At 73.8% G+C, this 26,325-nt stretch carries 38 protein-coding genes and 8 pseudogenes; 19 read left to right on the top strand and 27 right to left on the bottom strand.

Going from position 1 to position 26,325, the window contains the following annotated elements:
* Positions 1-144: 144 nt before the first annotated feature.
* Complete coding sequence (locus tag U6N30_RS30880; RefSeq protein WP_324275283.1) at positions 145-348, bottom strand: hypothetical protein; 204 nt, start codon at positions 346-348, stop codon at positions 145-147.
* A 5-nt stretch (positions 349-353) separates the two neighbouring features.
* Here U6N30_RS30880 and U6N30_RS30875 point away from each other — a divergent pair, with 5 nt between their 5' ends.
* On the top strand, positions 354-533 hold the full coding sequence (locus U6N30_RS30875; protein WP_324275282.1) for a hypothetical protein: 180 nt from the start codon (positions 354-356) through the stop codon (positions 531-533).
* A gap of 6 nt (positions 534-539) precedes the next feature.
* Here the strand turns inward: U6N30_RS30875 and U6N30_RS30870 are convergent, their stop codons facing one another.
* Both U6N30_RS30870 and U6N30_RS30865 read right to left on the bottom strand, forming a co-directional pair.
* Positions 540-1,379, bottom strand: a complete 840-nt coding sequence (locus U6N30_RS30870; RefSeq protein WP_324278553.1) for an ABC transporter ATP-binding protein — start codon at positions 1,377-1,379, stop codon at positions 540-542.
* 167 nt (positions 1,380-1,546) lie between these two features.
* Positions 1,547-2,272: an ABC transporter transmembrane domain-containing protein gene (locus tag U6N30_RS30865; RefSeq protein WP_324275281.1), complete on the bottom strand. Its 726-nt coding sequence runs from the start codon at positions 2,270-2,272 to the stop codon at positions 1,547-1,549.
* A 317-nt stretch (positions 2,273-2,589) separates the two neighbouring features.
* Between U6N30_RS30865 and U6N30_RS30860 the strand changes: the two genes are divergently transcribed.
* The 10 genes and pseudogenes from U6N30_RS30860 to U6N30_RS30805 all read left to right on the top strand — a co-directional run bounded on the left by U6N30_RS30860 (position 2,590) and on the right by U6N30_RS30805 (position 8,048).
* Positions 2,590-2,883 (top strand): MarR family winged helix-turn-helix transcriptional regulator, encoded by a 294-nt coding sequence (locus tag U6N30_RS30860; RefSeq protein ID WP_324275280.1) that lies wholly within the window; start codon positions 2,590-2,592, stop codon positions 2,881-2,883.
* 133 nt (positions 2,884-3,016) lie between these two features.
* On the top strand, positions 3,017-3,283 hold the full coding sequence (locus tag U6N30_RS30855; protein WP_324275279.1) for a DUF1707 SHOCT-like domain-containing protein: 267 nt from the start codon (positions 3,017-3,019) through the stop codon (positions 3,281-3,283).
* Entirely contained in the window at positions 3,271-3,447 is a 177-nt protein-coding gene (locus U6N30_RS30850; RefSeq protein ID WP_324275278.1) for a hypothetical protein, read from the top strand. The genes U6N30_RS30855 and U6N30_RS30850 overlap by 13 nt, the downstream gene beginning before the upstream one ends.
* On the top strand, positions 3,444-3,797 hold the full coding sequence (locus U6N30_RS30845) for a hypothetical protein (protein WP_324275277.1): 354 nt from the start codon (positions 3,444-3,446) through the stop codon (positions 3,795-3,797). Before U6N30_RS30850 ends, U6N30_RS30845 begins: the two co-directional genes overlap by 4 nt.
* Before the next feature lie 45 nt (positions 3,798-3,842).
* The gene (locus tag U6N30_RS30840) at positions 3,843-4,586 is read left to right on the top strand and encodes a hydantoinase/oxoprolinase N-terminal domain-containing protein (protein WP_324275276.1); all 744 of its coding nucleotides are present in this window, start codon (positions 3,843-3,845) and stop codon (positions 4,584-4,586) included.
* Positions 4,586-5,271 (top strand): annotated as a pseudogene (locus U6N30_RS30835) (hydantoinase/oxoprolinase family protein); the annotation flags it as partial. The gene U6N30_RS30840 and the pseudogene U6N30_RS30835, both read left to right, overlap by 1 nt.
* On the top strand, positions 5,269-5,955 hold the full coding sequence (locus tag U6N30_RS30830) for a hydantoinase/oxoprolinase family protein (protein WP_324278552.1): 687 nt from the start codon (positions 5,269-5,271) through the stop codon (positions 5,953-5,955). The pseudogene U6N30_RS30835 and the gene U6N30_RS30830, both read left to right, overlap by 3 nt.
* Positions 5,952-7,520 (top strand): annotated as a pseudogene (locus U6N30_RS34990) (hydantoinase B/oxoprolinase family protein); the annotation flags it as partial. The gene U6N30_RS30830 and the pseudogene U6N30_RS34990, both read left to right, overlap by 4 nt.
* Positions 7,521-7,601: 81 nt before the next feature.
* Positions 7,602-7,823: a hypothetical protein gene (locus U6N30_RS30810; protein ID WP_324278632.1), complete on the top strand. Its 222-nt coding sequence runs from the start codon at positions 7,602-7,604 to the stop codon at positions 7,821-7,823.
* Positions 7,824-7,916: 93 nt separating this feature from the next.
* On the top strand, positions 7,917-8,048 hold the full coding sequence (locus U6N30_RS30805; protein WP_324275274.1) for a hypothetical protein: 132 nt from the start codon (positions 7,917-7,919) through the stop codon (positions 8,046-8,048).
* Positions 8,049-8,051: 3 nt separating this feature from the next.
* Here U6N30_RS30805 and U6N30_RS30800 read toward each other — a convergent pair whose 3' ends face one another.
* The 8 genes and pseudogenes from U6N30_RS30800 to U6N30_RS34985 form a co-directional block, all read right to left on the bottom strand.
* Positions 8,052-8,408 carry an MmyB family transcriptional regulator gene (locus U6N30_RS30800; protein ID WP_324275273.1) on the bottom strand — a complete coding sequence of 119 codons (357 nt, stop codon included), beginning with the start codon at positions 8,406-8,408 and terminating at the stop codon, positions 8,052-8,054.
* Positions 8,396-8,836 carry a helix-turn-helix domain-containing protein gene (locus U6N30_RS30795; RefSeq protein ID WP_324275272.1) on the bottom strand — a complete coding sequence of 147 codons (441 nt, stop codon included), beginning with the start codon at positions 8,834-8,836 and terminating at the stop codon, positions 8,396-8,398. Before U6N30_RS30795 ends, U6N30_RS30800 begins: the two co-directional genes overlap by 13 nt.
* Positions 8,837-9,562: 726 nt before the next feature.
* Positions 9,563-9,865 (bottom strand): hypothetical protein, encoded by a 303-nt coding sequence (locus U6N30_RS30790; protein WP_324275271.1) that lies wholly within the window; start codon positions 9,863-9,865, stop codon positions 9,563-9,565.
* Complete coding sequence (locus U6N30_RS30785) at positions 9,844-10,497, bottom strand: hypothetical protein (protein WP_324275270.1); 654 nt, start codon at positions 10,495-10,497, stop codon at positions 9,844-9,846. The genes U6N30_RS30790 and U6N30_RS30785 overlap by 22 nt, the downstream gene beginning before the upstream one ends.
* A complete protein-coding gene (locus U6N30_RS30780; protein WP_324275269.1) occupies positions 10,494-10,961 on the bottom strand; it encodes a hypothetical protein in 468 nt (155 codons plus the stop codon). Before U6N30_RS30780 ends, U6N30_RS30785 begins: the two co-directional genes overlap by 4 nt.
* Complete coding sequence (locus U6N30_RS30775) at positions 10,958-11,287, bottom strand: hypothetical protein (protein ID WP_324275268.1); 330 nt, start codon at positions 11,285-11,287, stop codon at positions 10,958-10,960. Before U6N30_RS30775 ends, U6N30_RS30780 begins: the two co-directional genes overlap by 4 nt.
* 108 nt (positions 11,288-11,395) lie before the next feature.
* Positions 11,396-11,707 carry a hypothetical protein gene (locus tag U6N30_RS30770; protein ID WP_324275267.1) on the bottom strand — a complete coding sequence of 104 codons (312 nt, stop codon included), beginning with the start codon at positions 11,705-11,707 and terminating at the stop codon, positions 11,396-11,398.
* A 14-nt stretch (positions 11,708-11,721) separates the two neighbouring features.
* Positions 11,722-11,859 (bottom strand): annotated as a pseudogene (locus tag U6N30_RS34985) (DnaJ family domain-containing protein); the annotation flags it as partial.
* Positions 11,860-11,921: 62 nt separating this feature from the next.
* On the opposite strand from U6N30_RS34985, the gene U6N30_RS30765 reads away from it, so the two are divergent.
* A complete protein-coding gene (locus U6N30_RS30765) occupies positions 11,922-12,446 on the top strand; it encodes an NUDIX hydrolase (protein ID WP_324275266.1) in 525 nt (174 codons plus the stop codon).
* Here the strand turns inward: U6N30_RS30765 and U6N30_RS30760 are convergent.
* Both U6N30_RS30760 and U6N30_RS30755 read right to left on the bottom strand, forming a co-directional pair.
* Positions 12,419-13,243 (bottom strand): type 1 glutamine amidotransferase, encoded by an 825-nt coding sequence (locus U6N30_RS30760; RefSeq protein ID WP_324275265.1) that lies wholly within the window; start codon positions 13,241-13,243, stop codon positions 12,419-12,421. The genes U6N30_RS30765 and U6N30_RS30760 overlap by 28 nt on opposite strands.
* 63 nt (positions 13,244-13,306) lie before the next feature.
* Complete coding sequence (locus U6N30_RS30755; protein ID WP_324275264.1) at positions 13,307-14,461, bottom strand: hypothetical protein; 1,155 nt, start codon at positions 14,459-14,461, stop codon at positions 13,307-13,309.
* 214 nt (positions 14,462-14,675) lie between these two features.
* Between U6N30_RS30755 and U6N30_RS30750 the strand changes: the two genes are divergently transcribed.
* The 3 genes from U6N30_RS30750 (at position 14,676) to U6N30_RS30740 (ending at position 17,592) form a co-directional block, all read left to right on the top strand.
* On the top strand, positions 14,676-15,686 hold the full coding sequence (locus U6N30_RS30750; protein WP_324275263.1) for an ATP-dependent DNA ligase: 1,011 nt from the start codon (positions 14,676-14,678) through the stop codon (positions 15,684-15,686).
* Positions 15,687-16,105: 419 nt separating this feature from the next.
* Complete coding sequence (locus tag U6N30_RS30745; protein ID WP_324275262.1) at positions 16,106-17,044, top strand: PAS domain-containing protein; 939 nt, start codon at positions 16,106-16,108, stop codon at positions 17,042-17,044.
* The gene (locus U6N30_RS30740; protein WP_324275261.1) at positions 16,993-17,592 is read left to right on the top strand and encodes a GGDEF domain-containing protein; all 600 of its coding nucleotides are present in this window, start codon (positions 16,993-16,995) and stop codon (positions 17,590-17,592) included. The genes U6N30_RS30745 and U6N30_RS30740 overlap by 52 nt, the downstream gene beginning before the upstream one ends.
* Before the next feature lie 3 nt (positions 17,593-17,595).
* Here the strand turns inward: U6N30_RS30740 and U6N30_RS30735 are convergent, their stop codons facing one another.
* The 12 genes and pseudogenes from U6N30_RS30735 to U6N30_RS30695 all read right to left on the bottom strand — a co-directional run.
* The gene (locus U6N30_RS30735; protein WP_324275260.1) at positions 17,596-18,162 is read right to left on the bottom strand and encodes a MarR family winged helix-turn-helix transcriptional regulator; all 567 of its coding nucleotides are present in this window, start codon (positions 18,160-18,162) and stop codon (positions 17,596-17,598) included.
* A complete protein-coding gene (locus U6N30_RS30730; RefSeq protein ID WP_324275259.1) occupies positions 18,159-18,500 on the bottom strand; it encodes a Rossmann-fold NAD(P)-binding domain-containing protein in 342 nt (113 codons plus the stop codon). Before U6N30_RS30730 ends, U6N30_RS30735 begins: the two co-directional genes overlap by 4 nt.
* Complete coding sequence (locus tag U6N30_RS30725; RefSeq protein ID WP_324275258.1) at positions 18,473-19,015, bottom strand: SDR family oxidoreductase; 543 nt, start codon at positions 19,013-19,015, stop codon at positions 18,473-18,475. The genes U6N30_RS30730 and U6N30_RS30725 overlap by 28 nt, the downstream gene beginning before the upstream one ends.
* Positions 19,016-19,069: 54 nt before the next feature.
* Positions 19,070-19,276, bottom strand: coding sequence for an ATP-binding protein (locus tag U6N30_RS34980; RefSeq protein WP_422678001.1), 207 nt, complete (start codon positions 19,274-19,276; stop codon positions 19,070-19,072).
* Between the two features lie 290 nt (positions 19,277-19,566).
* A pseudogene (locus tag U6N30_RS34975) lies at positions 19,567-20,124 on the bottom strand (MEDS domain-containing protein); the annotation flags it as partial.
* 43 nt (positions 20,125-20,167) lie between these two features.
* Positions 20,168-20,275 carry a DUF5701 family protein gene (locus U6N30_RS34970; protein WP_422678000.1) on the bottom strand — a complete coding sequence of 36 codons (108 nt, stop codon included), beginning with the start codon at positions 20,273-20,275 and terminating at the stop codon, positions 20,168-20,170.
* Complete coding sequence (locus tag U6N30_RS30715; RefSeq protein ID WP_324275256.1) at positions 20,272-20,814, bottom strand: DUF5701 family protein; 543 nt, start codon at positions 20,812-20,814, stop codon at positions 20,272-20,274. Before U6N30_RS30715 ends, U6N30_RS34970 begins: the two co-directional genes overlap by 4 nt.
* Before the next feature lie 287 nt (positions 20,815-21,101).
* A pseudogene (locus U6N30_RS30710) lies at positions 21,102-21,560 on the bottom strand (DUF6986 family protein); the annotation flags it as partial.
* A gap of 14 nt (positions 21,561-21,574) precedes the next feature.
* Positions 21,575-21,853, bottom strand: coding sequence for a DUF6986 family protein (locus tag U6N30_RS30705; protein WP_324275254.1), 279 nt, complete (start codon positions 21,851-21,853; stop codon positions 21,575-21,577).
* Positions 21,854-21,915: 62 nt separating this feature from the next.
* Positions 21,916-22,101 (bottom strand): annotated as a pseudogene (locus U6N30_RS34965) (DUF6986 family protein); the annotation flags it as partial.
* Positions 22,101-23,461, bottom strand: a pseudogene (locus tag U6N30_RS30700) (malate synthase). The pseudogenes U6N30_RS30700 and U6N30_RS34965, both read right to left, overlap by 1 nt.
* Positions 23,462-23,538: 77 nt before the next feature.
* Positions 23,539-23,670 (bottom strand): annotated as a pseudogene (locus U6N30_RS30695) (hypothetical protein); the annotation flags it as partial.
* 44 nt (positions 23,671-23,714) lie between these two features.
* On the opposite strand from U6N30_RS30695, the gene uraD reads away from it, so the two are divergent.
* Genes uraD through U6N30_RS30675 form a run of 4 tightly spaced genes read left to right on the top strand, consistent with a single transcriptional unit; the run spans position 23,715 to position 25,496 of the window.
* Complete coding sequence (gene uraD, locus U6N30_RS30690; protein ID WP_324275253.1) at positions 23,715-24,212, top strand: 2-oxo-4-hydroxy-4-carboxy-5-ureidoimidazoline decarboxylase; 498 nt, start codon at positions 23,715-23,717, stop codon at positions 24,210-24,212.
* On the top strand, positions 24,209-24,526 hold the full coding sequence (gene uraH / locus U6N30_RS30685) for a hydroxyisourate hydrolase (RefSeq protein ID WP_324275252.1): 318 nt from the start codon (positions 24,209-24,211) through the stop codon (positions 24,524-24,526). Before uraD ends, uraH begins: the two co-directional genes overlap by 4 nt.
* 56 nt (positions 24,527-24,582) lie before the next feature.
* Positions 24,583-25,122 (top strand): factor-independent urate hydroxylase, encoded by a 540-nt coding sequence (pucL, locus tag U6N30_RS30680; RefSeq protein ID WP_324275251.1) that lies wholly within the window; start codon positions 24,583-24,585, stop codon positions 25,120-25,122.
* Positions 25,083-25,496 carry a hypothetical protein gene (locus U6N30_RS30675; RefSeq protein WP_324278551.1) on the top strand — a complete coding sequence of 138 codons (414 nt, stop codon included), beginning with the start codon at positions 25,083-25,085 and terminating at the stop codon, positions 25,494-25,496. The genes pucL and U6N30_RS30675 overlap by 40 nt, the downstream gene beginning before the upstream one ends.
* 2 nt (positions 25,497-25,498) lie before the next feature.
* Here U6N30_RS30675 and U6N30_RS30670 read toward each other — a convergent pair whose 3' ends face one another.
* Both U6N30_RS30670 and U6N30_RS30665 read right to left on the bottom strand, forming a co-directional pair.
* Positions 25,499-25,972: a hypothetical protein gene (locus U6N30_RS30670; RefSeq protein ID WP_324275250.1), complete on the bottom strand. Its 474-nt coding sequence runs from the start codon at positions 25,970-25,972 to the stop codon at positions 25,499-25,501.
* A gap of 167 nt (positions 25,973-26,139) precedes the next feature.
* On the bottom strand, positions 26,140-26,319 hold the full coding sequence (locus U6N30_RS30665) for a hypothetical protein (RefSeq protein WP_324275249.1): 180 nt from the start codon (positions 26,317-26,319) through the stop codon (positions 26,140-26,142).
* Positions 26,320-26,325: the final 6 nt, after the last annotated feature.

Below are 26,325 nucleotides of genomic sequence, written 5' to 3'. Positions count from 1 at the left end.
GACCGGGGCGACGATCCGCCGCGGTCCACGCATCCCCCACCGATGATTCTGCGGCCATGCACGCATGAGGCCGCAAGTGTTACCACAGGTACGGGTCAGCTCCGACTTCCCGTGGGCATGGGGTGGTCCGGTGCGGTGCGCGGTTCAGGCGCCCGCGGTGCGCTCCACGGCGGCGAGCATGGCGGCGAGCATGGCGGTGAGCACCGGCCGATCCGCACCGGCGAGGGCGGCCAGCAGCCGGTCCGGCGTCGCCACGTGGTCGGTGACCGCCGCGTCGACGAGGGCCCGCCCGGCCGGGGTCAGCTCGACGACGCCGAAGCGGCCGTCCGCCGGATCGGGACGGCGCACCAGGCGTGGCGCTGTGCACCTGCACCGCCACGAGGCCGGACCGCGAGACGCCGCTGGAGAACAATCTGGCGCACGTCGTCCGGCTGCGCGACGGCCGGATCGCCGAGTCATGGCTGCACAGCCGCGACCAGTACGCCGTCGACGAGTTCTGGGGCGCCGCGGTGCCGGCGGGCGCTCCGGCCTGACCACTGTCAGCCGACCAGTTCGACGGCGCGCTCGGCGCTGCCCACCAGACGGTCGTACCGCCCGCCCGCTGCGACGAGCTCGTCGTGCGAGCCCTGCTCCACCACCCGCCCGGCGTCCAGGACGGCGATCAGGTCGGCATCCCGCACGGTGGACAACCGGTGCGCGATGGTGATCGTCGTCCGGCCCCGGGCCGCCTCGTCGAGCGCGGCCTGCACGGCCCGCTCGGTCTGGTTGTCCAGCGCGCTGGTCGCCTCGTCGAGCACCAGCACCCGCGGATCGCGCAGCAGCGTCCGCGCGATCGCCAGCCGCTGCTTCTCCCCGCCGGAGAACCGGTGCCCGCGGGCGCCGACCACGGTGTCGTAGCCGGCCGGCAGCCCGGCGATCACGTCGTGCAGCTGCGCCCGGCGGGCCGCCTCGACCATCTCGTCGTCGGTGGCGTCGGGTTTCGCGTGCCGCAGGTTCTCGCGGATGGTGCCGTGCAGCAGGTAGGTCTCCTGGGAGACGACGCCCACGACGCGGGCCAGATCGGTGAGCCGCATGTCCCGCACGTCGACGCCGTCGATGGTCACCCGGCCGGTCGTCGGGTCGTTGAGCCGCGCCACCAGCGAGGCGAGCGTGCTCTTGCCCGACCCCGTCTCGCCGACCAGCGCCAGCGTCGTCCCGGCGGCCACGGCCACGTCGACGTCCGTCAGGGCCGCCCGGTGGCCGTCTGCATAGGTGAAGCCGACGCGCTCGAAGCGCACCTCGCCCCGGACGTCGGCAGGATCGACCCGGACGGGGTGCGCCGGGTCGGCGATCTCGACGGGCAGGTCGAGGTACTCGAACACCCGGCTGAACAGCGCCATGGACGCGGTGAGGGAGACGCCGATGTCCAGCAGCTGCATGAGCGGCCGGAAGAGCGCGCCCTGCAGCGTGGTGAAGGCGACCAGGGTGCCGATGGTCATGCCGCCCGAGGTCGCGGGAAGCCCGGCGGCCAGGTAGATCAGGGCGGGGATGCCGGCGAAGACGATGCTCATCGTCGCCATCCGCCAGCGCCCGGCCAGCTGGGAGCGGACCTCCAGCGCGACGAGGCCGTCGGAGGTGAGGGCGAACCGCTGCGACTGTGCCGGCCCGGCGCCGAGGGTCTTGCCGAGCAGCACGCCGCTGACCGAGAGCCCCTCCTCGACCTGCGAGTGCAGGTCGGCCAGGAGCGCTGGCGCTGGGCGGTGATCGTCCGGCGCATGCGGGCGACCCGGCGGGTCAGCAGGATCGCCGGCGGCAGCACGATCAGCGAGAGCAGCGACAGCCGCCAGCTGAGCACCGCCATGGCCACCGCCGTCCCGATCACCGTGGTCAGGCTGGACGCGAACGACGTCGCGGTCGAGGTGACCACCGACTGCATGCCGCCGATGTCGTTGGTGAGCCGCGACTGCACCTCGCCGCCCCTGGTGCGGGTGAAGAAGCCGAGCGACTGGCGCTGCAGGTGGGTGAAGACCGCCGTCCGCAGGCCGTGCATGACCCGCTGCCCGACAGTGGTCGAGAGCCAGGTCTGGACGACGCCGAAGACCGCGGTGACGACAGTGACGGCGAGCATCCCTCCGACCGCCCACAGCAGCAGCGCGATGTCCTGCTCCGGGATCGCGTCGTCGATGACCAGCCGGATGAGGAACGGCGTGGCCAGGGCGACCGCCGAGGACGCCACGATCAGGGCCACCACCACCGACAGCTGCCACCGGTAGGGGCGGAAGAGCGCGACCACCCGGCTCCATCGCACGGGGACCGCTCGAGCTGGGCCTTGTCGGCCGGATCGGGCGAGCGGCCCGGTCGTCCGCCGCTCCCGCCGCGTGCGCCGCCGTCGTCCGTCGTCATCTGGTCGATGCCGACCACCTCCTGGAATCGATGCTGAGGTTACCTCACGGTGTGGTAACCGCGCGGCCGCCGCTACGATTCCCGCATGGCGGACGACGGGACGGCCGATCTCGGCGACCTCCTCATGCGGGTCGCGCGCAACCAGCGGCGGCGCTTCCGCGAGGTGCTCGCGCCCTGGGACCTCTCCCCCACCAGGCCCGCGCCCTCATGGTCGTCAGCACCCAGCACGGGGTGCGCCTGTCCGACCTCGCGGAGCGGCTGCGCATCGCACCGCGCTCGGCGACGGAGGTGGCAGACGCGCTCCAGGATCGCGGGCTCGTCGAGCGCACACCCGACCCCGCGGACCGGCGGGCGGTCATCCTGCGGCCGACCGACGAGGGACGGCGGATCCGCGAGGAGATCGCAGCGGCCCGTACGGCGGACGCCGTCGAGCTCTTCGAGCGACTCCCCGAGGCCGACCGCGCGACCCTGGCCCGCATCCTCCGCGCCCTGCTGGACTGAGCGCCGGGGCGAGCGTGCGGTTTCCGGGGCCACGCCGCGTGCATGACCCCGCGAACTGCACGATCGCCGCGGTGTGACGCTGACGAGCGTGGGCACCGCCGATCGACGCACGTGCGGTGCGACGATGCGTCCCGTGAGCGATCCCGTCCGCCCCGACGACCTGCGGGTGTCCGACGCCGAGCGGGCAGTCGTCCAGGAGCGGCTGCGCCGGGCGGTGGCCGACGGCCAGCTGGAACTGCCGGAGTTCGACGGGCGTCTGCAGTCGGTGTGGGCCGCGAAGACGCGCGGTGAGCTCCGCCGGGTCACCGCCGACCTGCCCGAGCCGCCACCTCCCCGCCGCCGGTGCCGTCGTGGGAGGCGTTCGCGGCCGACGACGCCGGGACCGCGATGCGGGTGCTGACGATCATCTGGGCCTGCGCGGTCGCCCTGAACTTCGTGATCTGGGGCAGCGTCTCGCTGGCCATCGACGAGTTCGTGCACCCGTGGTGGCTCTACGTCGCCGGCCCACCGGGCGCCGTCCTGGCCGTGCTGTACGCCTTCGGCATCGGCCGGCCGAGGCGGTGACCCCGCCCTCGCACCCGGGGCGGGTCTGGCCGCCGCTGAGCGCATCCCTGGTCGTCGTCCTGGTGCTCGCGACCATCGGCAGTTTCGCCGTGACCTTCGGCCTGATGACCAGTTGCACGACGACGTTCAGCTGCACCGCCACCAGCTGCTCGCCGTGCGCCACCACGAACGCGTGGCTGACCGCCGGCTGGATCGGCCAGGGCGCGCTGCTCCTCGTCGGCGTGGCGCTCGCCGTCCTCGCCGTGCGCCGGGCCCGCCTCCGGGGCGTCAGGGCGGGCGCCACACTGCTCGGCCCGCTGGCCATCGCGCTGTTCGTAGTCACGACCGCGCTCGCCGCCCGTTCCTCCTGAGCGGCGGCCTTCCCGCAGCGGTATCTCATCGCTAAGGTATCGCCCATGACTTCTCGCCGGGTCCGCATCGGCATCGACACCGGCGGGACGTTCACCGACGTCGTCGCCGTGGACGAGGACACCGGCCGGACGACCACGACGAAGACGCCGTCCACGCCGGCCGACCCGGCGGAGGGTTTCCTCACCGGCGTCCGCAAGGTCCTCGACCTTCTCGGCATCTCCGACGAGGCGGCCGGCGACACGATCTCGGCGGTCAGCCACGGCACGACGGTGGCCACCAACCAGCTGCTCGAGGGCAAGCTCGACCGGATCGGCTTCATCACCACCGAGGGCTACGAGTCGGTGCTGGAGATCGCCCGGCAGTCGGTGCCCGACGGCTACGGCAACAGCTACTTCTGGGTCAAGCCGCCGCGGATCGTCCCGGCCGACCTCGTGCGGACCGTGCGTGGCCGGCTCGACCCCACCGGGGCGGAGGTCCGCCCGTTCGACGAGGACGACGCCCGCGCGGCGGCCCGCTTCTTCCGCGACGCCGGCATCACGACGATCGGCGTCTGCTTCCTGCACGCCTACGCCGACGACGCGCACGAGCGCCGCATGCTCGAGGTGATCCGGGAGGAGCACCCGGGCGCCGTCGTCTCGATCAGCTCCGAGGTGCTGCGCGAGTACCGCGAGTACGAGCGCTCGGTCACCACGCTGGTCGACGCCGCGGTGAAGCCGAAGGTCGCCGCCTACGTCACCAACATCCGCACCCGCCTGGACGAGATCGCCCCGGTGTGCCGTTCTACGTGATGAAGAGCAACGGCGGCGTGCTGTCGGCCGGCGAGGTCGTGCACCAGCCCATCACCACGATGCTGTCCGGCCCGGCCGCGGGCGCGCTGGGCGCGGCGCTGATCGCCGGCACCGCCGGGTTCGACCGGGTGCTCACCTGCGACGGCGGCGGCACCTCCACCGACGTCACCGTGGTCATCGACGGCCAGCCCGCGCTGACCACGGAGGGCTCGGTCGGCGACTACCCGTCGAAGATCCCGATGATCGACGTCGTCACCGTCGGCGCGGGCGGCGGCTCGATCGCCTGGATCTCTCCCGAGGGCACGCTCAAGGTCGGCCCGAAGTCGGCCGGCGCCGACCCGGGCCCGATCTGCTACCCGGACGGCGGCGACCAGCCGACGGTGACCGACGCCCACGTCGTCCTCGGCCGGATCCCCCGCACCTGCTCGGCGGTGAGATCCCGCTGTCGGCCGACGCAGCGCGCGACGGCCTGCAGCAGCTGGGCGCGAAGCTCGACATGGACCTCGAGCGCACCGCCACCGGCATCCTGGAGATCTCCGCCTGGAACCAGGCCAACGCGTTGCGCCAGGTGACGGTCGCGAAGGGCCTCGACGTCCGCGACTTCACGCTCACCACGTTCGGCGGCTCGGGCTCGCTGCTGGCCTGCCGGTTGATGGACATCCTGAACCTGCCCCGCACGCTGGTGCCCCCGAACCCGGGCAACGTCAGCGCCTTCGGGCTGCTCACCGTCGACGTCCGCAACGACTACGTGCAGACCGTCGTCAGCAAGCACGTGGATCTCGACGTGGCGCGCGTGCAGTCGGTCTTCGCCGACCTGGAGGCCCAGGCGCAGGACGCGCTGGACGGCGAGGGCTTCGGCCGCGACGAGCAGCGCATGCAGCGGACGGCGGACCTGCGCTACGTGGGCCAGGCGTTCGAGGTGCGGGTGCCGGTGACCGAGGGCGAGCTCGACCGCGAGGCCGCCGAGGCGGTCGCGCAGGCGTTCCACGCCGCGCACCGCCAGCTCTACGGCTACGACTTCGCCGCCGACCCGCGCCAGGCGGTCGAGTGGGTGAACCTCCGGGTCAGCGGGATCGGCCCGATCCGCCGTCCCGACCTGGTCGAGCTGGAGGCAGGTGACGGCGGGACGGACCGGGCCGTCACGGGCTCGCGCCGGGTGTTCTTCGACGCTGAGCACACGGCGCCGTCCTCCGGAGGCGGCTGGGTGGACACCCCGACGTACGACCGCCCCGCCCTCGCCCCCGGTGACGTCGTGAGCGGTCCGGCGATCATCGAGGAATTCGGCTCCACCGTCCCGGTGCACCCCGGCTTCGCCGCCACCGTCGACGCCTACGGCAACCTGTTGCTCACGAAGGAGTCGGGCCAGTGACCGAGACCCAGAAGGTCGACGCCGACCCGGTCCTCGTCGAGATCGTCGCCGGCACGCTGGCCGCGATCGAGAAGGAGGTCGAGACCTCCATCGGCCGGACGTCGCGGTCGCCGATGATCCGGGACGCGCACGACTTCCGCGCCGGCATCCACGACCGGCAGCTGCGCAAGCTCACCGGCCGCTCGTACTCGGCGCTCGTGCACCCGGTGGTGCGCGACTACCCGATCGAGGCGATGAACGTCGGCGACGTCTACTTCCACAACGACGTGTACCTCTCCGAAGGCGGCATCGGCCACCTGCCGGACCTCTGCGTGACGGTGCCGGTGTTCGCGGCGTCGGCCGAGACCGGTGAGCCCGAGGTCGTGGCCTTCATCCAGGCGTTCGGCCACCACGACGACATCGGCGGCGCCGTGCCCGGCTCCATGCCGTCGGCGGCCACCAGCGTGTACGAGGAGGGCCTGATGGTCCCCCGATCAAGCTGTGGGACCGCGGCGTGCCCAACGAGTCGGCGCTGAAGATCATGACCCGCAACTCCCGGATGCCCGACTCGCTGGCCGCGGACCTCGACGCCGAGTGCTCGGCCTGCCTCGCCGGCGCCCGCCGCCTGGGGAGCTCTTCGACCGCTACGGCGTGGCCGCGGTCGAGGCCTGCTTCGAGGCGATCCTGGCCAGCTCCACCGAGGTGTACCGGCGCGAGATCCTCAGCCAGATCCCGGACGGCACCTACGTCTGGGAGGACTACGCCGAGCACGACGGCGTCGAGGAGCCGCAGCTGCACCGCCAGAGGATCACGCTGATCATGGACTCGTCGAAGGACGTCCCGCTGGTCATCGACTTCACCGGCACCGGCCCGCAGGCGAAGGGCCCGATCAACCACTGCGGCGACTACGCCGACGGCAACTTCCTCAAGAAGTGGCTGGCGCCGATCCTGCGCAACCTGGCCGAGACGCCGGAACGGATGGCGCAGCTCGACGTCAACGAGGGCGTCGTCCCGCTGATCGAGATGCGCTTCCCGGAGAAGGGCACGCTGCTCACGCCGATCTTCCCGGCGCCCACCAACGCCCGGACGTTCGTCATCCTGCGGCTGCTCGGCGTGCTGGCGGGCGTCCTGGCCAAGGCCACCGGCGGCCGGATGCCCGCCGACCAGGAGACGATCCGCTACACCGGCGTCTACGGCACCGACCTCGAGGGCGAGCCGTACCTCATGCGCGAGGTGCTCGGCGGGGGTCGGGCGGGCGGTACTACGCCGACGGCGAGGACACGATCCACGTCGTCCCGGACTCCCGGAACCTGCCCACGGAGTTCACCGAGTCGCGCTTCCCGCTGCGGGTGGAGCGGCTGGGCCTGGCCGTGGACTCCGGCGGCGCCGGGCGCTACCGCGGCGGTTGTGGCTACGAGAAGCACATCCGGGTGCTGCGCGACGCGCACTTCATGTCCATCGCCGACCGCTCGATCCTCGCCTGCTGGGGCGTCAAGGGCGGCAAGGCCGGCAAGCCCTTCCAGATCACCGTCGACCCGGGCGGCCCCGGCGAGCACGAGGTCGACGCGCTGGCCGACGCCGAGCCGCTCACGGCCGGCACCGTCGTCCGCATCCGGACGACGGGCGGCGGCGGCTGGGGCGATCCGCTCGACCGCCCGGTCGAGGAGGTGCTGCGAGACATCGCCTGGCGCAAGGTGTCGGTGACCGGCGCCCGCGACGACTACGGCGTCGTCCTGCGCGAGGACGGGACGGCGGACGAGGCGGCCACGGAGTCGCTCCGAGCCGACCTCCGGGCCTCCCGCACCGGCGAGGAGCCGTTCTTCGACCGCGGCCCCGGCTACGCCACCCTCTCCGGCGGCGCGGCCTTCAACGAGTTCGACGTCCTGTAAGGGGTCTGCGGAGGCTTGTGCTCTGCCCCGCCTGGCGGGGCAGAGCACAAGCTTCCGGGGGCGGTTGCCGGAGATCGGCGGCACCCTGAGCGCATGACCGAGCCGCGCGAGGACGACGAGCACGAGAACAACCTGCACCCCGGCCAGCACGACGAGGGCGGCCACGGCGGCATGGCCACCCGCGAGCTGGACGCGGAGAAGGAAGACGGGCAACAGGACGACTGAGCCCTACGACGCGGCGAGTGCCCGCAGGACGTCGGCGGTGCGCGGGTCCGCGGGCAGGAACGCCTCGATGCTCAGCTCGGCCGCGGTCAGATCCACGGCCGTGCCGAACGTGGTCACCGTGCTGAGGAAGCTCAGGACGTCGTCGCCGGCGCGGATCCGCAGCGGAACGGCGATCCCATCCGGTGGCGTGCGGTCGGTGCCGCCGGGCAGTGCGGCGAGCTCGCCGTGCAGCGCACGCAGCTCGGGATCGCCGGTGAGGGAGGCCTCCCGGTCGAGCCGGTGCAGCACGTGCCTGCGCCACTGCGGCAGGTTGAGGATCCGGGGTGCCATGCCCTCGGGATGCAGGCTCAGCCGCAGCACGTTGGCCGGCGGTGCGAGGAGCTCCTCGGCGACCCCGCGGTGAGCAGCGCGACGCTGCGGTTCCCCGCCACCAGGTGCCACGAGCGGTCTACGACGACGGCCGGGTAGGGCTCGTAGGCCGCCAGCACGAGGTCGAGGGCCCGCCGGACGGCGGACATGTCCGGATCGTCGAGCCCCCGCCGCGCGTACGCGGGGGCGAAGCCGGCCGCGAGGAGCAGGTCGTTGCGGTCGCGCAGCGGCACCTCCAGCTGCTCGGCCAGGTGCAGCACCATCTCCCGGCTCGGGCGGGCCCGGCCGGTCTCGACGAAGCTCAGGTGCCGCGCGGAGACGCCGGCGTCGCTGGCGAGGTCGAGCTGGCTGAGCCGCCGGCGCTGCCGCCACGTCCGCAGCAGGGAGCCGACCGGCGGACGGGTCGCGGTGGCTGTCATGCCGGCAACGCTAGCGACGCAACATCCGGCCGTCGCCTACCTGGGAGGTAATCGACCCGCCGCCCCGGCGCCGCCACGGTGGGTCCATGACCACCTCCACCGCCGCGGGGAACGCGGCTCGCACGCACACCCGGCCCGACGGCCTGCTCCGGCTCGCCCTCCGGCTGGACGCCGTCGTCACCGGCCTCAACGGTGCCGCCTACCTGGTGGGCGCCGCCCTGCTGGACGACCTGCTCGGCCTCTCCGCCGGACTCCTCCGGGGGCCGGGGCCATCCTGCTCGTCTACGCCGCCGCCGTCTGGCTCGTCGGCAGCCGCGCCCGTCCGAGCACGCCGGCGGTCGAAGCCGTCGTCGTCCTCAACGCGCTGTGGGCCGTCGGCAGCGTCGTCGCCGTGCTCACCGACCGGTTCACCCCCACCACCGTGGGCGCCGTCTGGCTCGTGCTGCAGGCGCTCGTCGTGGCGGGGTTCGCCGCGCTCCAGGTCGCCGGTCTCCGCCGGCGCGCCTGATCCACCACCCAGAGAGACGCCCACCACGACCAGGTCCGCTTCACCTGGGAGCTGGGGCTGCCGGGCGAGGAGGCTCCGGTCAGCGGCCTCGACGTCGCCGTCGTCGCCAGCAGCGGGCGGATCCGCACGATGCTGGGTTTCCTCGTCCGCGTGCCGGCCGCCGCCTGAGGAGGTACCCGGGGGCGGGAGCCGGGGGACACGGATCCCACGGCTCCCGCTCAGCACGCGGGGCGCGGCTCACCGGGTGGGCCGAACTCCAGCCGGACGGTCGTGCTGCGCGGGATGAGGACGGCGGTGCCATCGGCCCGGTCCCAGGTCGCCGGCAGCAGCAGGTACTGGTTGCCCGCCTGCCGGACCAGCCGCAGGCCGTCGTAGCGGAAGCGGTAGGCGGCGTCCGGATCGGCGCAGCGGACCTCGGTCACGCCGTCGACAGCCAGGCTCAGGCTCTCGGCGCTGTACAGCACGGCCTCGGGCTGCGCCGGCAGCGCCCGGTGCAGCGTCACCGCTCCGCCCCACCCCACGCCGAACGCGTAGCCCTGGGCAGCCCAGAACAGCCCGATGCTGACGAGCAGGAAGGCCGCACCCCACTCCGCCAGTCCGGTGGCGGCGGAGCGCCGTCGCCCTCCGGCGGCGCCGGCAGCGAGTGGCGGATCAACCGCACGGCGTAGACGAGGAGCACCACGCCCAGCGCCAGGAAGACACCGCCGGTCGCCGAATTCGCGCCGAAGAGCCGTCCTTCGCCGAACAGGTCGAGGAACGCCAGGGTCAGCAGCACCACGCCGGCGGCGCCCGCCACCGGCCCCAGCACCCGAACCGCACGCTCGCGGGCCCCGCCCGGCACGCGGGTCAGCAGGAGCCGGTGGAGCCACAGGGCGACCAGGGCGAGCAGGCACGTGACGGAGACGGGCACGAACAGCCCGTCGACGCCGCCGAACAGGTAGTCGTTGGTCGTCAGGTCCAGGACCGTCGAGTTGACGCGGAAGTAGCGGTAGTAGCCAGAGCTGCGGCTGCGCCCGAAGTAGAAGAGCAGCCCGGTCAGCAGCGACGTCGGCGCCACGATGCCGCCGACGACCTTGAGCAGCCGGGGCAGCGCATCACCGGCCTCGAGGTCCTCGTGCCCGGCTGCGGCGCCGGGGCTCTCCCCGCTGGTCACCCCTGCGACTGGTCGGCGCCGTCGCCGTCCGTGCCCTCGCCGTCCGTGCCCTCGCCGTCCGTGCCCTCGCCGTCCGTGCCCTCGCCGTCCGTGCCCTCGCCGTCCGTGCCCTCGCCGTCGGTGCCCTCGGTCCCGTCGTCCGGGGAGTCCTCCGTCCCGTCGCCGGTGGAGTCGTCGGTCCCGTGATCGTCGGGATTCGTTTCGCCGGTGTCCGTGCCGTCGGACTCCTCGGCATCCGGGTCGGTGCAGTCCACGTGCGCCGTCACCGTGGCGCCCTCCGGGAACACGCCACCGCGGGCCGGCGGGTCGTAGCGGATGTCGGACTGCTCCCGGATGAGGCACTCGTCCACGCCGCCGAGGTCGTCGGGGTCGCCGGCGGTGACCACCGGGTCCGCGAGCGTGCACAGGCCCTGCTCCACGCAGACGGACTGGGCGCTGCCGTTCCGCAGCGTCCCGAACGTCACGCCGGCCTCCTCGAAGACGGCCACGTCACCGGGCCCTCCGGGGTTGCCCTGGCCCTGGACATCCCCGTCGTTGCCGTCGGGATCGCTGCCCGGTCCGCCGGGGAACCGTCGTCCTGGTCGCCGCCGTCCTGGTCGCCGCCGTCCTGGTCGCCGCCGTCCTGGTCGGTTCCTCCGGAGGTCGCCGACCCGTCGTCGGTCTCCTGCTCCACGGAGACCCCGGCCCCGGTGGCCCTCTCGTCGACGCCGACGTCACCACCTCCGCACGCCGGAAGGAGCCCCGCCGCGAGCACGGCGATCAGGAGACGAGCGGACGGGTGGCGGGTCATGGCGACCTCCTGCGGCCCTGGGCCGAGAGCGCTCACGGTTCTCGTGACCGGCCGCATGGTCAAGAGACCCGTGAGCGCCGCCCGGATACGACCTCACGCCATCAGGGGTCACGTCCTCCGGCGGAACGCTCCGAACAGTCGACGACGCGGTTGTGCCGGAGGCAGCGCCTCGACGGTCGGCGGTACGGGCGGGCGGGCCTGACGCCAGCCGGCCACGAGCGCCTCGACGTCGGCCAGGCCGGGAACCGGGGACCAGCGGCTCTCCTGCGGACGCCGCCAGAACGCCCGCACCCGGTCGTTGAAGTCCTCGGCCAGCGCACGCACCTGCTCCTCCGTGGCCAGCCGAGCCACCCGCGCGGGCAACTCGTCGCGCTCGCGGCGCAGCCCGAGCCCCGGTGGGAGCATCGCCGCGGTCTCCACCCCTCGCGCCGGGCCTTGGCCACCGCCCAGTCGTAGGCGGTCTCGTCGCGCTCCAGACCTCGGAGCGGCTTGCCGGCTCCGGCCAGGTGGTCGAACTCTCCCCGGGCGATGCTCTGCGAGATCTGGTGGTCGACCCAGGTCTCGAACGACATCCCGGGCGGCTTGCGCTCGGTCATCGCCGTCCATGGTGCCAGCCGTCTGCCAGGCTCGCGGCATGCGGACCACGAGCAGCCGAGAGGTCTACCGGAACCCCTGGACGCGCGTCCGCGAGGACGAGATCGAGCTCCCCGACGGATCGACCAGCGTGTACGGCGTGGTCGAGCGGCCGGACTTCGCCCTCGTCCTGCCCGCGGACCGGGACGGCTTCTGGCTGGTCGAGCAGTACCGGCACCCGATAGGCAGGCGCAGCTGGGAGTTCCCGCAGGGCACCTGGAGCCACGGCGCCGACGGCAGCCCGGAGGCCCTGGCCCGCGCAGAGCTCGCGGAGGAGACCGGCCTCCGCGCCGGCCGGCTGGACCACCTCGGCCGGCTCGACCTGGCTCCCGGCCTGATGACCCAGCGGTTCGACGTCTGGCTGGCCGAGGATCTCACGCCCGGGCCCACCGCACGCGAGGCCTCGGAGGCCGACATGCGCACGGCGCACGTGCCGGAGACCGAGCTCCGCGGAATGATCGCCGCGGGCCGGTTCACCGACGCCCCGTCCCTGGCGGCCTACAGCCTGCTCCTCCTGGCCGGGTGACCGGGGACGTCGCGCCGGCGTCCCCCGTCGAGCACGCCCTCAGGACCGCCGGCCCGGCCCTCACCGCTGGCCAGGAACCGCCGGACCGGAGTGACGATCAGGTCCTGGACGGGCGCCGTGCTCCAGTCGGCGGCCCGCTGCCGCACCCGGCCGCGCACGTCGTCGGGTCGCAGCCCGAACTCGTCCAGCAGCCCGGCGTTGTGGTCGACCAGCCGATCGACGTCGTCGACGGTGAGCTCCGGATGGAACTGCATGGCCAGCACGTGCCCGCCGACGGTGAAGGCCTGCACCCCCGAGTGGTCCCCGGTGAGCACGAGCTCGGCGTCCGGACGCCGGGCCACGGACTCCGCCAGGATCTCGTAGTAGTGGAACTGCGGGACGGCCGCGTAGGACGCCCAGCCCGGGCCGGTGGAGAAGACCGGTCCGAGACCGACCTCCAGCCCCCGGGGCGACGGCGCGGTGGCCCCGGGCCCGAACAGCCTCTCGGCCAGCAGCTGCGAGCCGAGACAGACCCCGATCACGAGGGCATCGCCCTGCGCGGCCAGGCGCAGGGGCTCCTCGAGGGCGTTCCGTACCGCGGTCAGCCAGGGGACGCCGCTCGTGGCGAGCGTGGTGCCGCCGGAGAGCACGTGCACCGGCGCGGACAGCTCGGCGTCGCTCGGCGGGCGCTCGTCCTGGACGACCTGCTCCACGCGCAGCCCCGCCTCGGCGAGTCGCTCGACGAGCCGGGTGCCGTAGTCGATGCCCTCGTGGGGCCGGCCGTCGAGCGTCCACACCACCACGTCCGGCGTGTTCACCGGCGCACCCCTTCACGGCGTAGACCATCAGGCCGCAGAACACCACGGCGACCACTGACAGGGTCACCCATGCCTCGGCGAGGACGAGGGAGCGGGCCTCCCCGCGACGCTGAGGATCGACATGGAGGCGACCGCGAACAGGAGGATCTCCAGTCTGCGGGCGACCGTGGCGCTCTGTTCCCGGTCCAGCCTGCCCACCCGGCTGTCGAGCAGCCCCAGCAGGGTGCGCGAGCGACCGGACAGGCGGTCGACCTGCCAGGCCTGCAGCAGCTCCTCGCGCATCACCAGGAACTCGTGCCGGTAGACGAAGCTCGGTGAGCGCAGGTCCTCGTACTCGACCTGCACCGCCTCCTGCAGCCGCAGCAACGCCTGCCGGTCGCAGGTCACCGCCGCATCGCGCAGATTGGCGTCGACCGCGTCGCACACCCGCTCGAAGCGCCGGAACATGGTCGAGCACAGGGAGACCAGGACGGAGATCTCCCACAACCGCCCGGCACCGGCACCGGAGGAGACGACGAGCGAGAAGCCGTAGCCGAGGAAGGCGAACTCGCCGCTCTTCGGGGAGTGGTTGGGCAGGACGCCCGCGTCCGGCGGGTAGACGAGCGCGCGCAGCACGTCGTCGCGACCGGTATCGGCCACGCCGGCGTGCGCCGTGCCGCCGTACATGAGGTGGAAGTACGGCACGTCCAGCGAGTCGTCGGGTGCGCAGTCCAGGCAGGCCTCGTGGAGCTCGCGGATCAGCGGCAGCAGGGCCCGCCGGATCGCGTCGCAGGTGCTGTCGCGCACGGTCGCCCCGAAGGCGGCGAGCACGTCGCCGGTGTCCCAGCCCCGTTCCACCTCCAGGATCACGCGCAGGCTCGCCTGACCCGCGGCCAGCACGATCGCCTCGCAGGACAGCACCCGGAAGCCGCCCGGGTCCACCGTGGAGGGCAGAGCTCCGCCGAGGGCCGCCTGCACGTCGGCCAGCGGCCCCGGGCGGGCGCACAGCAGGTCCACGATCTGGTCCTGCTCGGCGTCGACGTAGGTCAGGGAGCCGCGCAGCGCGCCCACCACGTGCCGGGTCGGGGCCACGTCCCACATCGTCAGGGCGTCGTGCCGGACGGTGGTCACCGACGACTGGTCGGTGCCGGTCAACGGGCGGGTCAGGTCGATCGGCGCCAGCAGCACCAGGTGCGCGTCCCCGACCAGCGAGCTCCGACCGCGGTCCCCGTCCACCATTCCCGGCACGCTAGGCGACGACCGCCATGTCCGGCGTCGGCGGCACGAGCTCCGCGAAGCACGGGGACCGAGTGGCAGGAGTGGCGTCGTCGCCCTGTGTCCGGCGCCCGCCGCCCGTCCCGGCCGACCACGTCCGGTCACGACCGGCCCCCGATCGGGTGTGACCTGCGTCGTCGGTGGTGCATCGGGGCCGGTCAGCGGCCAGTCTGTCCGGGTGCCCCTGTCCGTCCCCGGCCTGCCCGGGCTGCCGCCCGAGCTGTCCGGGCCGGTGGCGGTCGAACTGGCCAAGCCGGTGTCCACCATCCCGGCGGCGCACGCCCTCCCGGGCGGCTGCCTCTACGAGCCGAAGTGGGACGGCTACCGGCTCGTCGTCGTCCGCAGCGGCAGCACGACCCGGGTGTGGTCGAAGCAGGGGCGCGATCTGACCGACCGGTTCCCCGACGTCGCGGCCGCCGCCGTCGCCCAGGTCCCCGCGGGCACCGTCCTCGACGGCGAGGTGGTGGTCTGGAACGGCTCGCGGCTGGACTTCGGGCTGCTCCAGCGGCGGATGGTCACCGCGCCCGGCCGGATCGCTCCCCTGGTCGCGGCCCACCCCGCGTCCTACGTGGCCTTCGACCTGCTGGCTGCCGGCGGCGCCGACCTCCGCAGCTGGAAGCTCACCCGCCGCCGCGCTGCGCTGGAAGACCTCGCCGCCCGCTGGGCACCGCCCATGCAGCTGTCGCCGGCCACGAGCGACCCCGCCGAGGCACGCACCTGGTTCGAGGACTACCGGCCCGCCGGCATCGAGGGCCTGGTCGCCAAGGGGCCGGCACCCGCTACGCCCCGGGACGGCGGGAGTGGCTCAAGGTCAAGTCGTGGGAGACCACCGAGGTCCTCGCCGGCGGGGTCATCGGCCCGATCGGCGCCCCGAGCCAGCTGGTCGCCGGCCGGTACCGGGACGGCGAACTCGTCGTCGTCGGGCGCACCAGCCCCTGAACCCGCGGCAGTCGGCCGAACTGGCCGCCGTCCTGACTCCGGCACCCGACGACCACCCGTGGCCGGCGCGCATCGGCACCGGAGCCTTCGGGGGCGGCCGGCTGTCGGTCGCCCTCACCCGCGTCGCACCGACCGCCGTCGTCGAGGTGAGCGCCGACGCGGCGCTGCAGGCCGGCGTGTTCCGGCACCCCTGCGTTTCGTACGGATCCGTCCCGATCTCCGACCGGACGACATCCCCACCCTTTCCTGAGAAAGCGCAGGTCAGGCACCTCCTCCGGTGGGGTGAGTTCGTCAAGGTCCGCCGTCCCGGTGCCGATGGGGGTGCGTGAGCGCTTCCGCCGTCCCGACCGCCCGTGCCGCGTGGCAGCACGCCGTGCTGGCCGTGCTGGTCGTGGTCGCGGTGGTCAACGTGCCGCTGGGTCCGTGGCGGCCGGCGGCCGAGATCGCGCTCTTCGCTCTCGGCCTGGCCGCCGTGCGGGTCGCCGTACGCCGGCACCGGACGCCACTGGTCGGCGCCTGGCGCGGGCTGGGCCTGGGCCTGGCGTTCTTCGCGCTCAGCTGCGCCGCCGAGGTGCTCGAGCTGGCCGGGATCCTCGCCGGCCCGTTCGGGACGGTGGAGACCGCCTTCGACATCGCCGCCTACGCGGCTCTGGTCGTCGGGGCTCTCGGGTGGTGCTCGGCGGCCGCCGCCGCCGCAACTGGGTGTCCTGGAGCGACACCGCGACGCTGCTGCTCTCCGCAGGCCTGGCCGTCCTCGCCGTCAGCGGTGACGGGCGGTCGGTCTCTGGCGACCTGGTCGAGGTGGGCATCGGCACCCCGCTGCTCACCACCGTCCTGCTCATCGTCTGCGTCCCGCTGGCCATGTCCCGCGGTGAGCGCTCGGTCGCCACCATGGCGCTGCTGGCCGCCGCCGTGGTCACCGTGGCCGGCTACGGCGGACGCATGCTGGTCGAGACCTCGCTGCGCGAGACCCCCGTGCTCGACCCGCTGCCCCTGCTCGCGGTCGCGGCGCTCGTCCTCGCCGGCCGTCATCCCTCCGTGGCGGCGATGGGCCGCCGGCCGGAGTCCGACCAGGACGCGGCCGCGACCCGGATCCTGGGCCTCGGCGCCACCCTGCTCATCAGCCCGGCCCTGCTGCTCCTGTGGACCATGGGGCACGGCGGCGTCGGCTACATCCTCGGCGGCGGCAGCGCGCTGCTCACCGGCATGGCCCTGTGGCGGCTGACCGCACTGAACCGCGAGCGGGAGAAGACCCGGGCCGCGCTGGTCGCCAGCGAGGCGCGTCTCCAGCTGCTGCTGGAGAACGCCGCCGACGTCATCGCCATCGTCGATGCCTCCGGCGCCATCGCCTACATGAGCCCCGCTGTCCTGTCGCTGCTCGGCCGCCCGCCCGCCGACTACCTGGGCCGCGACGCCATCAGCCTCGCCGACCCCGGGACCAGCCCCGGCTCCGGGCAGCCGTCGCCGCGGCCGGCAGCCCCGACGCCATCGACGCCGGTGTCGTCGACACCGACATCCGCGTGGAGCACAGCTCCGGCGGCACCCGATGGGTGGAGATGCGGATCAGCGGCCGGGTGGATGCCGTCGGGATCAAGGGCTGGGTGGTGAACCTGCGCGAGGTCACCGACCGCAAGCTGTTCGAGGACGAGCTGCGCCGTCAGGCCCAGACCGACCCGCTCACCGGCTTGCTGAACCGGACGGCGTTCTCCGAGCGCCTGGCGGCGGCCACCGGCTCCATCGACCCCGCAGCCGCGCCGGCCGTGCTCTTCGTCGACATCGACGACTTCAAGACCGTCAACGACTCGCTCGGCCACGCGGCCGGCGACGACCTGCTGATGACCGTCGCCTCCCGGCTGACCGCCGACGTGCGGGCCGACGACGTCGTCGCCCGCCTCGGAGGTGACGAGTTCGCCGTGCTGCTCACCGACGCCGACGGCGAGCGGCTGCGCGAGGTGGCCGACCGGCTGCTCACCTCGCTGCGGGCGCCCATGGCCCTGGCCGGCACCCGGCTGTCGGTCACCGCGAGCATCGGTGGGGCGCTGGGCGCGCCCGGCGACACCGCCGAGCGCCTGCTGCACGCCGCCGACACCGCCATGTACACCGCCAAGCGCTCCGGCAAGGACTCCCGAGCGCTGCTCGGCGCCGCCCAGGGCTGACCTCTACGGCTCCTGCGGCACCCGGCCCCGCGCCACGAGCAGCCGGCGCAGCAGCCCGGCCAGCAGCTCCCGGTCGCCCTCGGACAGCCCGTCCAGCAGCTCCCGCTCGGTCTCCAGGTGATCGGGCAGCGCCGCGTCGAGCGCCGACCGCCCGGCCGCGGTGAGCGTCACCACCACGGCCCGCCCGTCGGCCTCGCTCCGCTCCCGGGTGATCAGCCCCTTCTCCTCCAGCCGGTCCAGGCGCTGCGTGATCGCGCCCGACGTCACCAGCGCCGTGCGCATCAGCGCCGTCGGGGTGAGCTGGTACGGCTGCCCGGCCCGCCGCAGCGCCGCCAGGACGTCGAAGGACGGCGCATCGAGGCCGTACCGGGCGAACGTCGCCCGCTGGGCTAGGAAGACCTCCCGCTGGAGCTGGGTGATCCGGCCGATGATCCCCATCGGCGAGCAGTCGAGATCCGGCCGCTCCCGCGCCCACTGGGCCAGGATCAGGTCGACCGCGTCCGCCGGACCGCCCAGCGGCGCCGAGTCCTGCACGCCCTCCACACGCGCCGAGTCCTGCACGTCGCTCACCGTAGTTCTTCCGCCCCGCCGGGCAGATCCAGCGCCGCGAGGTGCTCGGCGAACGTGCGGGCCGGGCGCCCGAGCAGCGCCTCCAGCACACGCGGGCTGCCGGTGAACCCGTGCGCCCGGTAGTGGTCGAACATCAGCCGCGCGCAGTGCGCCGCGTAGTCCTCCCGGGGAGGAACCGGCGCGTCCGGGACGTCGTCGACGGCCCGCACCTCCCGGCCGATCCGGGCGCTGAGCAGCTCGGCGATCCGCGGGGCGCTCAGCGGCTCCGGTCCGACCGCCTCGAACGTGCCGCCGTCCAGCCCGTCCTGGGTCAGGAGCACCACCGCCGCGTCGGCCACGTCCCGGACGTCGACCAGCGACTGGGCCCGCTCGATCCCCACGGGCTGCGCAGGAGGCCGCTGACGGCCGCCTCCGCCAGCGAGCCGTCCAGGTTGTCCGCGTAGGCGCAGGGCTGGAGCACGCGCCAGCGCAGCCCGCTGGCGTCCAGTGCCTCCTCGACCCGGTCCTTCGCGGCGTGGTGCGGCATCGCCCGAGCCTGCGGGCGCAGCACCGAGTGGTAGACCACCCGTCCGACACCGGCCCGCCGCGCCGCCCCGAGGAGTGCGGTCGCGCCCGCCGTCTCCCGCGGGTCGAAGTTGGGCCAGATGAGGTACAGCGCGTCGGCCCCGGCCAGCGCGGGCTCCACCGCGGAAGCGTCGGTCAGGTCCGTCGCGACGACGTCGGCGCTCAGCGCGGTCAGCTCCGGGTGGTCCCGGCTGCCGCCGACCAGCGCCCGGACCCGCAGCCCTCGCGACCACAGCCCACGGACGACGGCGCCGCCGGTCGGTCCACCAGCCGCCGTCACCACGATCACGCAGATACCTCAGCAGTGAGACATCTGCCCGTCAAGGAGCCACTCGCGCGGGGATCAGCGGATGCGCGAGCTCAAGCGGACGCTGAGCCCGGCCGGGCCGGGCAGCACGTCCACGTGGTCCCAGAGCTTCCGGGCCAGCCACAGCCCCATGCCGCCACGCGACAGGTCCTGGCCGTGCGCGGGGACGAATCCGCTGAACGGGTCGCCGTAGGAGGTGCCGTGGTCGGAGATGACGCAAACGATCTGCGTCCCGTTCCCCACACCCGGGCCGACACCGGCCGGACCCCGTGGCGGAAGGCATTGGCCGCGATCTCGCTGGCCGCCAGGTGCAGGTCCTCCTGCTTGTCGCGGTCGGGCACCAGCGAGGCGATCACCGCACCCAGCTGATGACGCAGGCCGGCCAGCGTGCGCGCGTCCTCCACGGTGCAGACCGGGGCGCCGTCCTCGACCGGCGCTCGTGGCAGCGGCAGGGACGGAACGTAGGAGCCCGGTTCCTGGAAACCCGGGTTGGCGTGCTGACCGGTGCCGTCGACGAGTGTCGGATGCGTCGCCCTGGCGCTGTCCACGACGGACGGGTCGAGGCGGCGCCGGTCGTACACGCAGACGATGTCCATGGGCTCGCCGCCCAGCAGCCGGTTGGTCACGGCGTCGAAGCGCTGGCCCTCGCGCCAGTCGGCCGGGTCGTCGCCGAAGTCCACCTCCGACAGGACCCGCAGCCGGCCGGTGGCCGACTTCTTCGCCCGCTCCACGTACCGCGCGCACATGGTGAGGGCGTCGGGAGCTCGGGATCCCAGCAGGTTCAGTCGGGGCTCCGACTCGACCGCGGCGGCCCGTGCGCCCAGCTCGCGGGTGAGCAGCTCCACGGTGTCCGGCGGACACGCGAGCGCGACGAGGTCACCGGCCCGGAGACCGGCGTCGAGGAACGGCAGCGCGACGTCCAGCAGCTCGGCCTGGCTGGCGACGAGCGCCCCGGCGTGCACGCCACTCACCGGCTTCCTCCCGCCGGCCCGAGGGCCAAGGGAGGCGGGGAGGAGCGGTGCGTCGCTGAGCGGTCCACCTGCCCCCGCCGTACGTCCGGACCGGTCGACGCCGGTCGAGTGAGCGTCCATTCTGTGCCATGCGGCACGGCGAATCGCAACCGGGGCGTCACCATCAGACCGCGTGGGGTTCGCCCCGACGACCGGCGCAGGACGCCGTCCCCAGCCAGGAGTGCGGCGCGCCCTGGTAGCACCAGCCCAGCCGAGGCCGCCGAGCGCTCACCCAGAAGGCCGGGACCCGCTTGTCGGCTGCCCGGGAACCCCGACGGAGAAGCAGTTCCGGCTGCGGAGGACACCGGGGTCGGAGATCAGCAGGGCCAGTCCCTCGGCGATGGTCAGCGGTGTGCGACCGGCCTCGGCCAGCCGGGGCAGGACGTCCCCCGGCGGCTGGTCGAACGTGTCGGCGCCGAGATCGACGTCGAGCAGCAGGTAGGGGCCCGCCGGGACGTCCAGCTCCGGCAGCGGCCGGAACGCGGCGACGTCCTCCTCGGCCATCGTGGTGAACCCGGCCCCACCCACCATGTGCACCGTCTCCAGCACCGGGACGACGGGCAGCGCGGGGAACACGACGGCGAACGGGATCCGCTCGCCGTCACCCGGCACGGGAGGCAGCAGGTCGCGCAGGGGCTCGGCGCAGGCCCGGAAGCAGGACTCGGCCAGCTCCATCGCCTCGGGCAGGCCGGTCATGACGAGGGCGTCGACCTGCCGGTCGAACTCGAGTTCGGCCTCGGTGGGGCAGGCAGCCACGGGCATCGCGGTCATCGCAAGAAACCTCTCGGGCGAGCCTCGCCGAGCATCGTCAGCGGGCCGTGCGACTCTCGGCGGCCACTCCGGCTCCCCTGGCCGCCGGCCAGACAGCCTAGCGAGGTCTGCCTGCTCCGGCCCACCGGCCGCGCGGATGTCGTCCGCGTCGACGGCACCGCAGTCCAGGCCGCGCAGCACGACCGTCGCCAGGGCACGAGCCGTGGCGGGCTCGTCGAGCACCCCCGCCCGATCCGGTCGAGGTAGCCGGCCAGCCGGCCGGCCGCCGCCGGGAGCGCCGCGCGGAAGAACGCGTAGGTGGCCGCGTACCGGGTGACCAACTGCGCGGGGTGGAGGTCCCAGCCCTGGTAGAAACCACGTTCCAGCGCCCGGCGCACCAGCCCGGCGTGCAACCGCCAGGCGGCGTGCACCTGGTCGCGGGACCCGACCGGCAGCACGTTGGTCGAGCCGTCCACGGCCCGGGCGCCGGTGCCTGCGACGGCGACCTGCATGAGCTGCTTCGCGAGGTCGGCGGCCGGGTGGTCCGACGCCTGGTGGGCTGCGGCGATCCCGAGGGCGGCACTGTAGTCGTAGGTGCCGTAGTGCAGACCGGTCAGCCGGTGCCCGGCCGCGTGGACGATCCGGCCGAGGGTGACCCCGCCGTCCGGCGCGAGCACCGCCTGCGGCGTCTCGACCTGCAGTTCCAGGTCGACGGTGACACCGTGCGCGTCCTCCAGGGCGTCGAGCACGGGGAGGAAGGCGCGCACCTGCTCGACGTCGGTCACCTTCGGCAGCGTGACCACCACGCGAGCGGGGCCGCCCCGCCGAGAGCCCCCAGGAAGAGGTCGAGCGAGCGGACACCACGTCGCCGGGTGGGTCCCTCCAACGACTTGGCACGGATCCCGACCGACGGCGCGGCCGTGCCCGCGGTGCGGTCGGCCGCCACCGTCGCCGCGGCGCGCAGCACGTCGCCGTCCTCGGCGTCCGGGCCACCGCGGTAGCCGTCCTCGACGTCGACCCGCAGGTCCTCGACCGGCTCGCCGGCCAGCTTGGCCCGCACGCGGGGAGCACCTGCTCGACGAGCGCGGGGTCCAGCCCCAGGTCGGGCAGGCCGTGCTCGTCGAGGGCGGCCAGCGCGGCCCTGCCCCACTCCCCCGCCACCCCGGGGACGACGGCGTCGGCGGGGACGTAGCAGGTGTGCACCGGCTGCTTCTCCGGCCGCTCGCCGGGATAGGCGGCCAGCCGGGCGTCGTCGACGGGGGCGAGCCGCCGGTCCAGCTCGGCGTAGATCTCTCCCGGCAGCGCCATCAGAGGACGAGCTCGTAGCCGGGGAGGGTCAGGAAGTCGGGGAAGTCGTCGGCCAGTGCCACCTGCTCGAACAGCTGGCGGGCGTCGTCGAGCCGGTCGAGCTCGCCGATGGCGGTGACCTCCTCCTCGATCACCCGGCGCACGAGCTCGCCGGTGACCGTCTCCCCGTCTCCAGCTCGACGCCGACGTTGATCCACTGCCAGACCTGCGAGCGGCTGATCTCCGCGGTCGCGGCGTCCTCCATCAGGCCGTGGATGCCCACGGCGCCGTTGCCGGCCAGCCAGGCGGCCAGGTAGCGGATCGCGATCTCCACGTTGGCCCGGAGCCCGGCCATCGTCCGCTCGCCCGGCACCCCGGCGACGTCGAGCAGCTGCTCGGGGGTGACGTGGACGTCGTCCCGGAGCCGGTCGAGCTGGTTGGGGCGGTCGCCGAGCACCTCGTCGAAGACCTGGCGGCAGACGCCGACCAGGTCGGGGTGGGCGACCCAGGAGCCGTCGAAGCCGTCGCCGGCCTCGCGGGTCTTGTCGTCGCGGACCTTGGCCAGCGCCCGCTCGTTCGCCTCGGCGTCGCGACGGCTGGGGATCGCGGCGGCCATGCCGCCGATGGCCAGGGCACCTCGCCGGTGGCAGACGGCGACCAGCTGCTCGGTGTAGGCGCGCATCATCGGCGCGGTCATGGTCACCGCGGCCCGGTCGGGGAGGACGAACTCGGGACCGGCGTCGCGGAAGACCTTGATGACGCTGAACAGGTAGTCCCACCGGCCGGCGTTGAGGGCGGCGGCGTGGTTCCCGAGCTCGTGCAGCATCTCCTCCATCTCGAACGCCGCCGGGATGGTCTCGATCAGCATCGTGGCCCGGATGGAGCCGGCCGGGAGGCCCAGCACCTGCTCGGCGTGGTCGAAGACGAGCGCCCACAGCCGGGCCTCGAGGTGCCCCTCCAGCTTCGGCAGGTAGAAGTAGGGGCCGCTGCCGCGGTCGAGCTGCTCCTGCGCGTTGTGGAAGAGGTAGAGCCCGGCGTCGACCAGGGCGCCGACCGACGGCTGACCGTCGACCAGCAGGTGCCGCTCGGGCAGGTGCCACCCCGGGGGCGGGGCACGATCGTCGGCAGCTCGCCGTCCTCCCGGAGCCGGTACTCCCTGCCCTCCGGGCCGGTGAACGACAGCGTCCGGCGGACGGCGTCCTTGAGCACGACCTGCCCGCCGACGACGTTGCGCCAGTGCGGGGTGTTGGCGTCCTCGAGGTCGGCCAGCCAGACGTCCGCCCCGCAGTTGAGCGCGTTGATCGCCATCTTCGGCTCGGTCGGGCCGGTGATCTCGACCCGGCGGTCGACCAGGCCGGGTGGCGGTGGCGGCACCCGCCACTCGCCGGTGCGCACGGCCTCGGTCTCCGGCCGGAAGTCGATCCGGCGAGCGGCGGCGATCTCGGCGCGGCGGGTGGCCCGGGCGGCCAGGAGCGCATCCCGGTGGGCGCCGAAGCGGGTCTGCAGGTCGGCGACGAAGGCGAGCGCCTCCGGAGTCAGGATCTCCTCGGCCCGCTCGACGGCCGGGCCCTCCACACGCACGTCAGCCATCTCGCGCACCTTCCCTCGACCGGCGGAGCTGGCATCCTCTCACCGTGGCCACCCTCGACGACTTCAACGACGAGCCCGCCGACCAGGCCGTCCAGGCGCTCCGGGCCTGCAACGCCGCCCCGCGCTTCGCCGCCGAGCTCGTGGCCGGCCGCCCCTTCCCGGACGCCGAGACCCTGGTCGGCCGCGCGGAGGAGGTCGCCCGGTCCCTCCCCTGGGAGGAGGTGCTGATCGCGCTGGCCGCCCATCCCCGGATCGGTGACCGCGTGGAGGGCGGGTCCACCGAGGCGATGTCCTCGCGCACCGAGCAGAGCTCGATGACCGGCGCCGACGACGCCACCCGCGAGGCCCTCCTGGACGGGAACCGGCGCTACGAGGAGCGGTTCGACCACGTGTTCCTGATCCGTGCCTCCGGGCGCAGCCCGCAGGAGATGCTGGCCGAGCTCGAGCGCCGGCTGGGCAACGAGGAGGAGGCCGAGCGCGCCGAGGTCACCGAGCAGCTCGCCCAGATCACCGCGCTGCGGGTGCGGGGGCTGGTGTCGTGAGCGTCAGCACGCATGTGCTCGACTCGGTGCTCGGCCGCCCGGCGGCCGGGATCGCCGTCCGGCTGCTCGCCGGTGACGACCTGATCGCTGCGGGCGTGACCGACCGCGACGGGCGATGCCGCCTCACCGACGACGCCACCGCGCTGGGCACGCACCGCCTGGTCTTCGCGACCGGGCAGTGGTTCGCCGAGCAGGACCGCGAGGCGTTCTACCCGGAGGTGACGCTCACCTTCTCCGTCGTGGAGCCGGCCGACCACCACCACGTGCCGCTGCTGCTCGCGCCGTACGCCTACTCCACCTACCGCGGCAGCTGACGTCCCACCTGTTCCACGGGAAACATCCGCGCGACGAAGCGCAGGAAGGTGCAGGCATGGCGATCGTGCTCGGCCCCAACCAGTACGGGAAGGCGGAGGTCCGCGTCGTGGCGGTCGACCGCAGCTCGCCGCGGCACACGCTCGTGGACCTGAACGTCAGCTCGAGCCTGCGCGGCGACTTCGCGGCCGCGCACACGACCGGCGACAACGCCCACGTGCTCACGACGGACGCGCAGAAGAACACCGTCTTCGCCCTCGCCCGCGACGGCGTCGGCACGCCCGAGGAGTTCGGCCTGCGGCTGGCCCGGCACTTCGCCGGCGCCTACGACTGGATCACCGGAGCCCGCGTGGCGGTGGAGTCCTACGGCTGGGAGCGGATCGCCGTCGGCGGGACCGACCACGACCACGCGTTCCGCAGGTCCGGCGCCGAGGTGCGGACGGCGGTGGTCACCGTGGACGGGTCCGAGGCCCACGTGCTGGCGGGGCTGACCGACCTCGTCGTCCTGAAGACCACCGGCTCGGAGTTCCGGGGCTTCCCCGCGACCGCTACACCACCCTGGCCGAGACGACCGACCGGATCCTGGCGACGGCGGTGACCGCGCGCTGGCGCTACACCGGCAAGGACAGCCGGGACGGCATCGACTTCGACACCAGGTTCTCCGGCGTCCGGACGACGCTGCTGGAGACCTTCGCGACGACGCACTCGCTGGCGCTGCAGCAGTCGCTGTACGCGATGGGCGAGGCGGTCCTCGAGCGTTATCCCGAGATCGCCGAGATCCGGATGTCGATGCCGAACAAGCACCACAACCTGGCGGACCTCTCGGCGTACGGCCTGGAGAACACCCCCGACGGCGGCGCCGTGGTCTACCACGCCGACGACCGGCCCTACGGGCTGATCGAGGGGTCCGTGCAGCGCGACGACGTTCCGCCGGCCGAGGTCGCCTGGCAGGGGACGCCCGGGTTCTGCTGAGCTCAGCCGGCCTCGACGCCGATGCCGCCGAGGACGACCACGGCGTGGATGCGCAGGTCCGCGGCGTGCTCGTCATGGGTGCGCTGCGGGGCGCCGTCCGTGCCGATCCCGCCGACGCCACGGAACCGCCACCACACCCGCCAGTCGGCCGGCACACGGACCGCCAGACCGGCCATGCCCATGCGCACCGTCAGGTCGATGCCGTGCTCAGGCAGCGGGAGTGCGGTCAGGTCGATCTCACCGCCGGCCATCGCCAGGTCGACCCGCAGCCGGGACAGCTCGGGGTTCGTCGGGCGCAGTTCCAGGCCGTTGTGGGTGAGCACCCGCCGGATGCTGGTGCTGCTCTCGTCGCCCTCGTTCCTGCGGCGCGCGGTGAGCCACCCCGCCAGCGCCACGACCGCCTGGAAGGCGAACCACCCGACGAGCCAGGGGCGGAGTCTGCGGATTGCGGGGGCGGGCGAGCGCGACGTCCTCATGCACCGAGCCTCCCCCGGGCCGGGCGGACAGCCAGCGCTGAGATCGCCCTGATCGCGGTCCCGGAGCCTCGCGGCCCGTCGCAGGGGCCGCTCACGACGCCGGACATGACGGTGGCGGCGGTGGGAAGCCCCCACCGCCGCCGCGTCTCAGGCCGCTCCGGCCGTCGTCAGTACCGGAACTTCGCGACCGAGCTGTGGAGCGAGGTCGCCATGCGGGCGACCTCGTCGATGGCGGCCTGCGCGTCGTTCATCGCGCGGGTCGTGGAACTGGTGGCCGTGGCGACCGCGTCGATGTTGTCGGCGATCTGGCCGGCCGAGAGCGCCGCCTCGGCGACGTTGCGGTTCATCTCCGT

The sequence above is a fragment of the Blastococcus brunescens genome, from assembly GCF_035320885.1.
GTDB classification, from domain to species: domain Bacteria; phylum Actinomycetota; class Actinomycetes; order Mycobacteriales; family Geodermatophilaceae; genus Blastococcus_B; species Blastococcus_B brunescens.
Note: the sequence above shows the minus strand (reverse complement) of the source record. Positions and strands in the feature narration are given on the sequence as shown.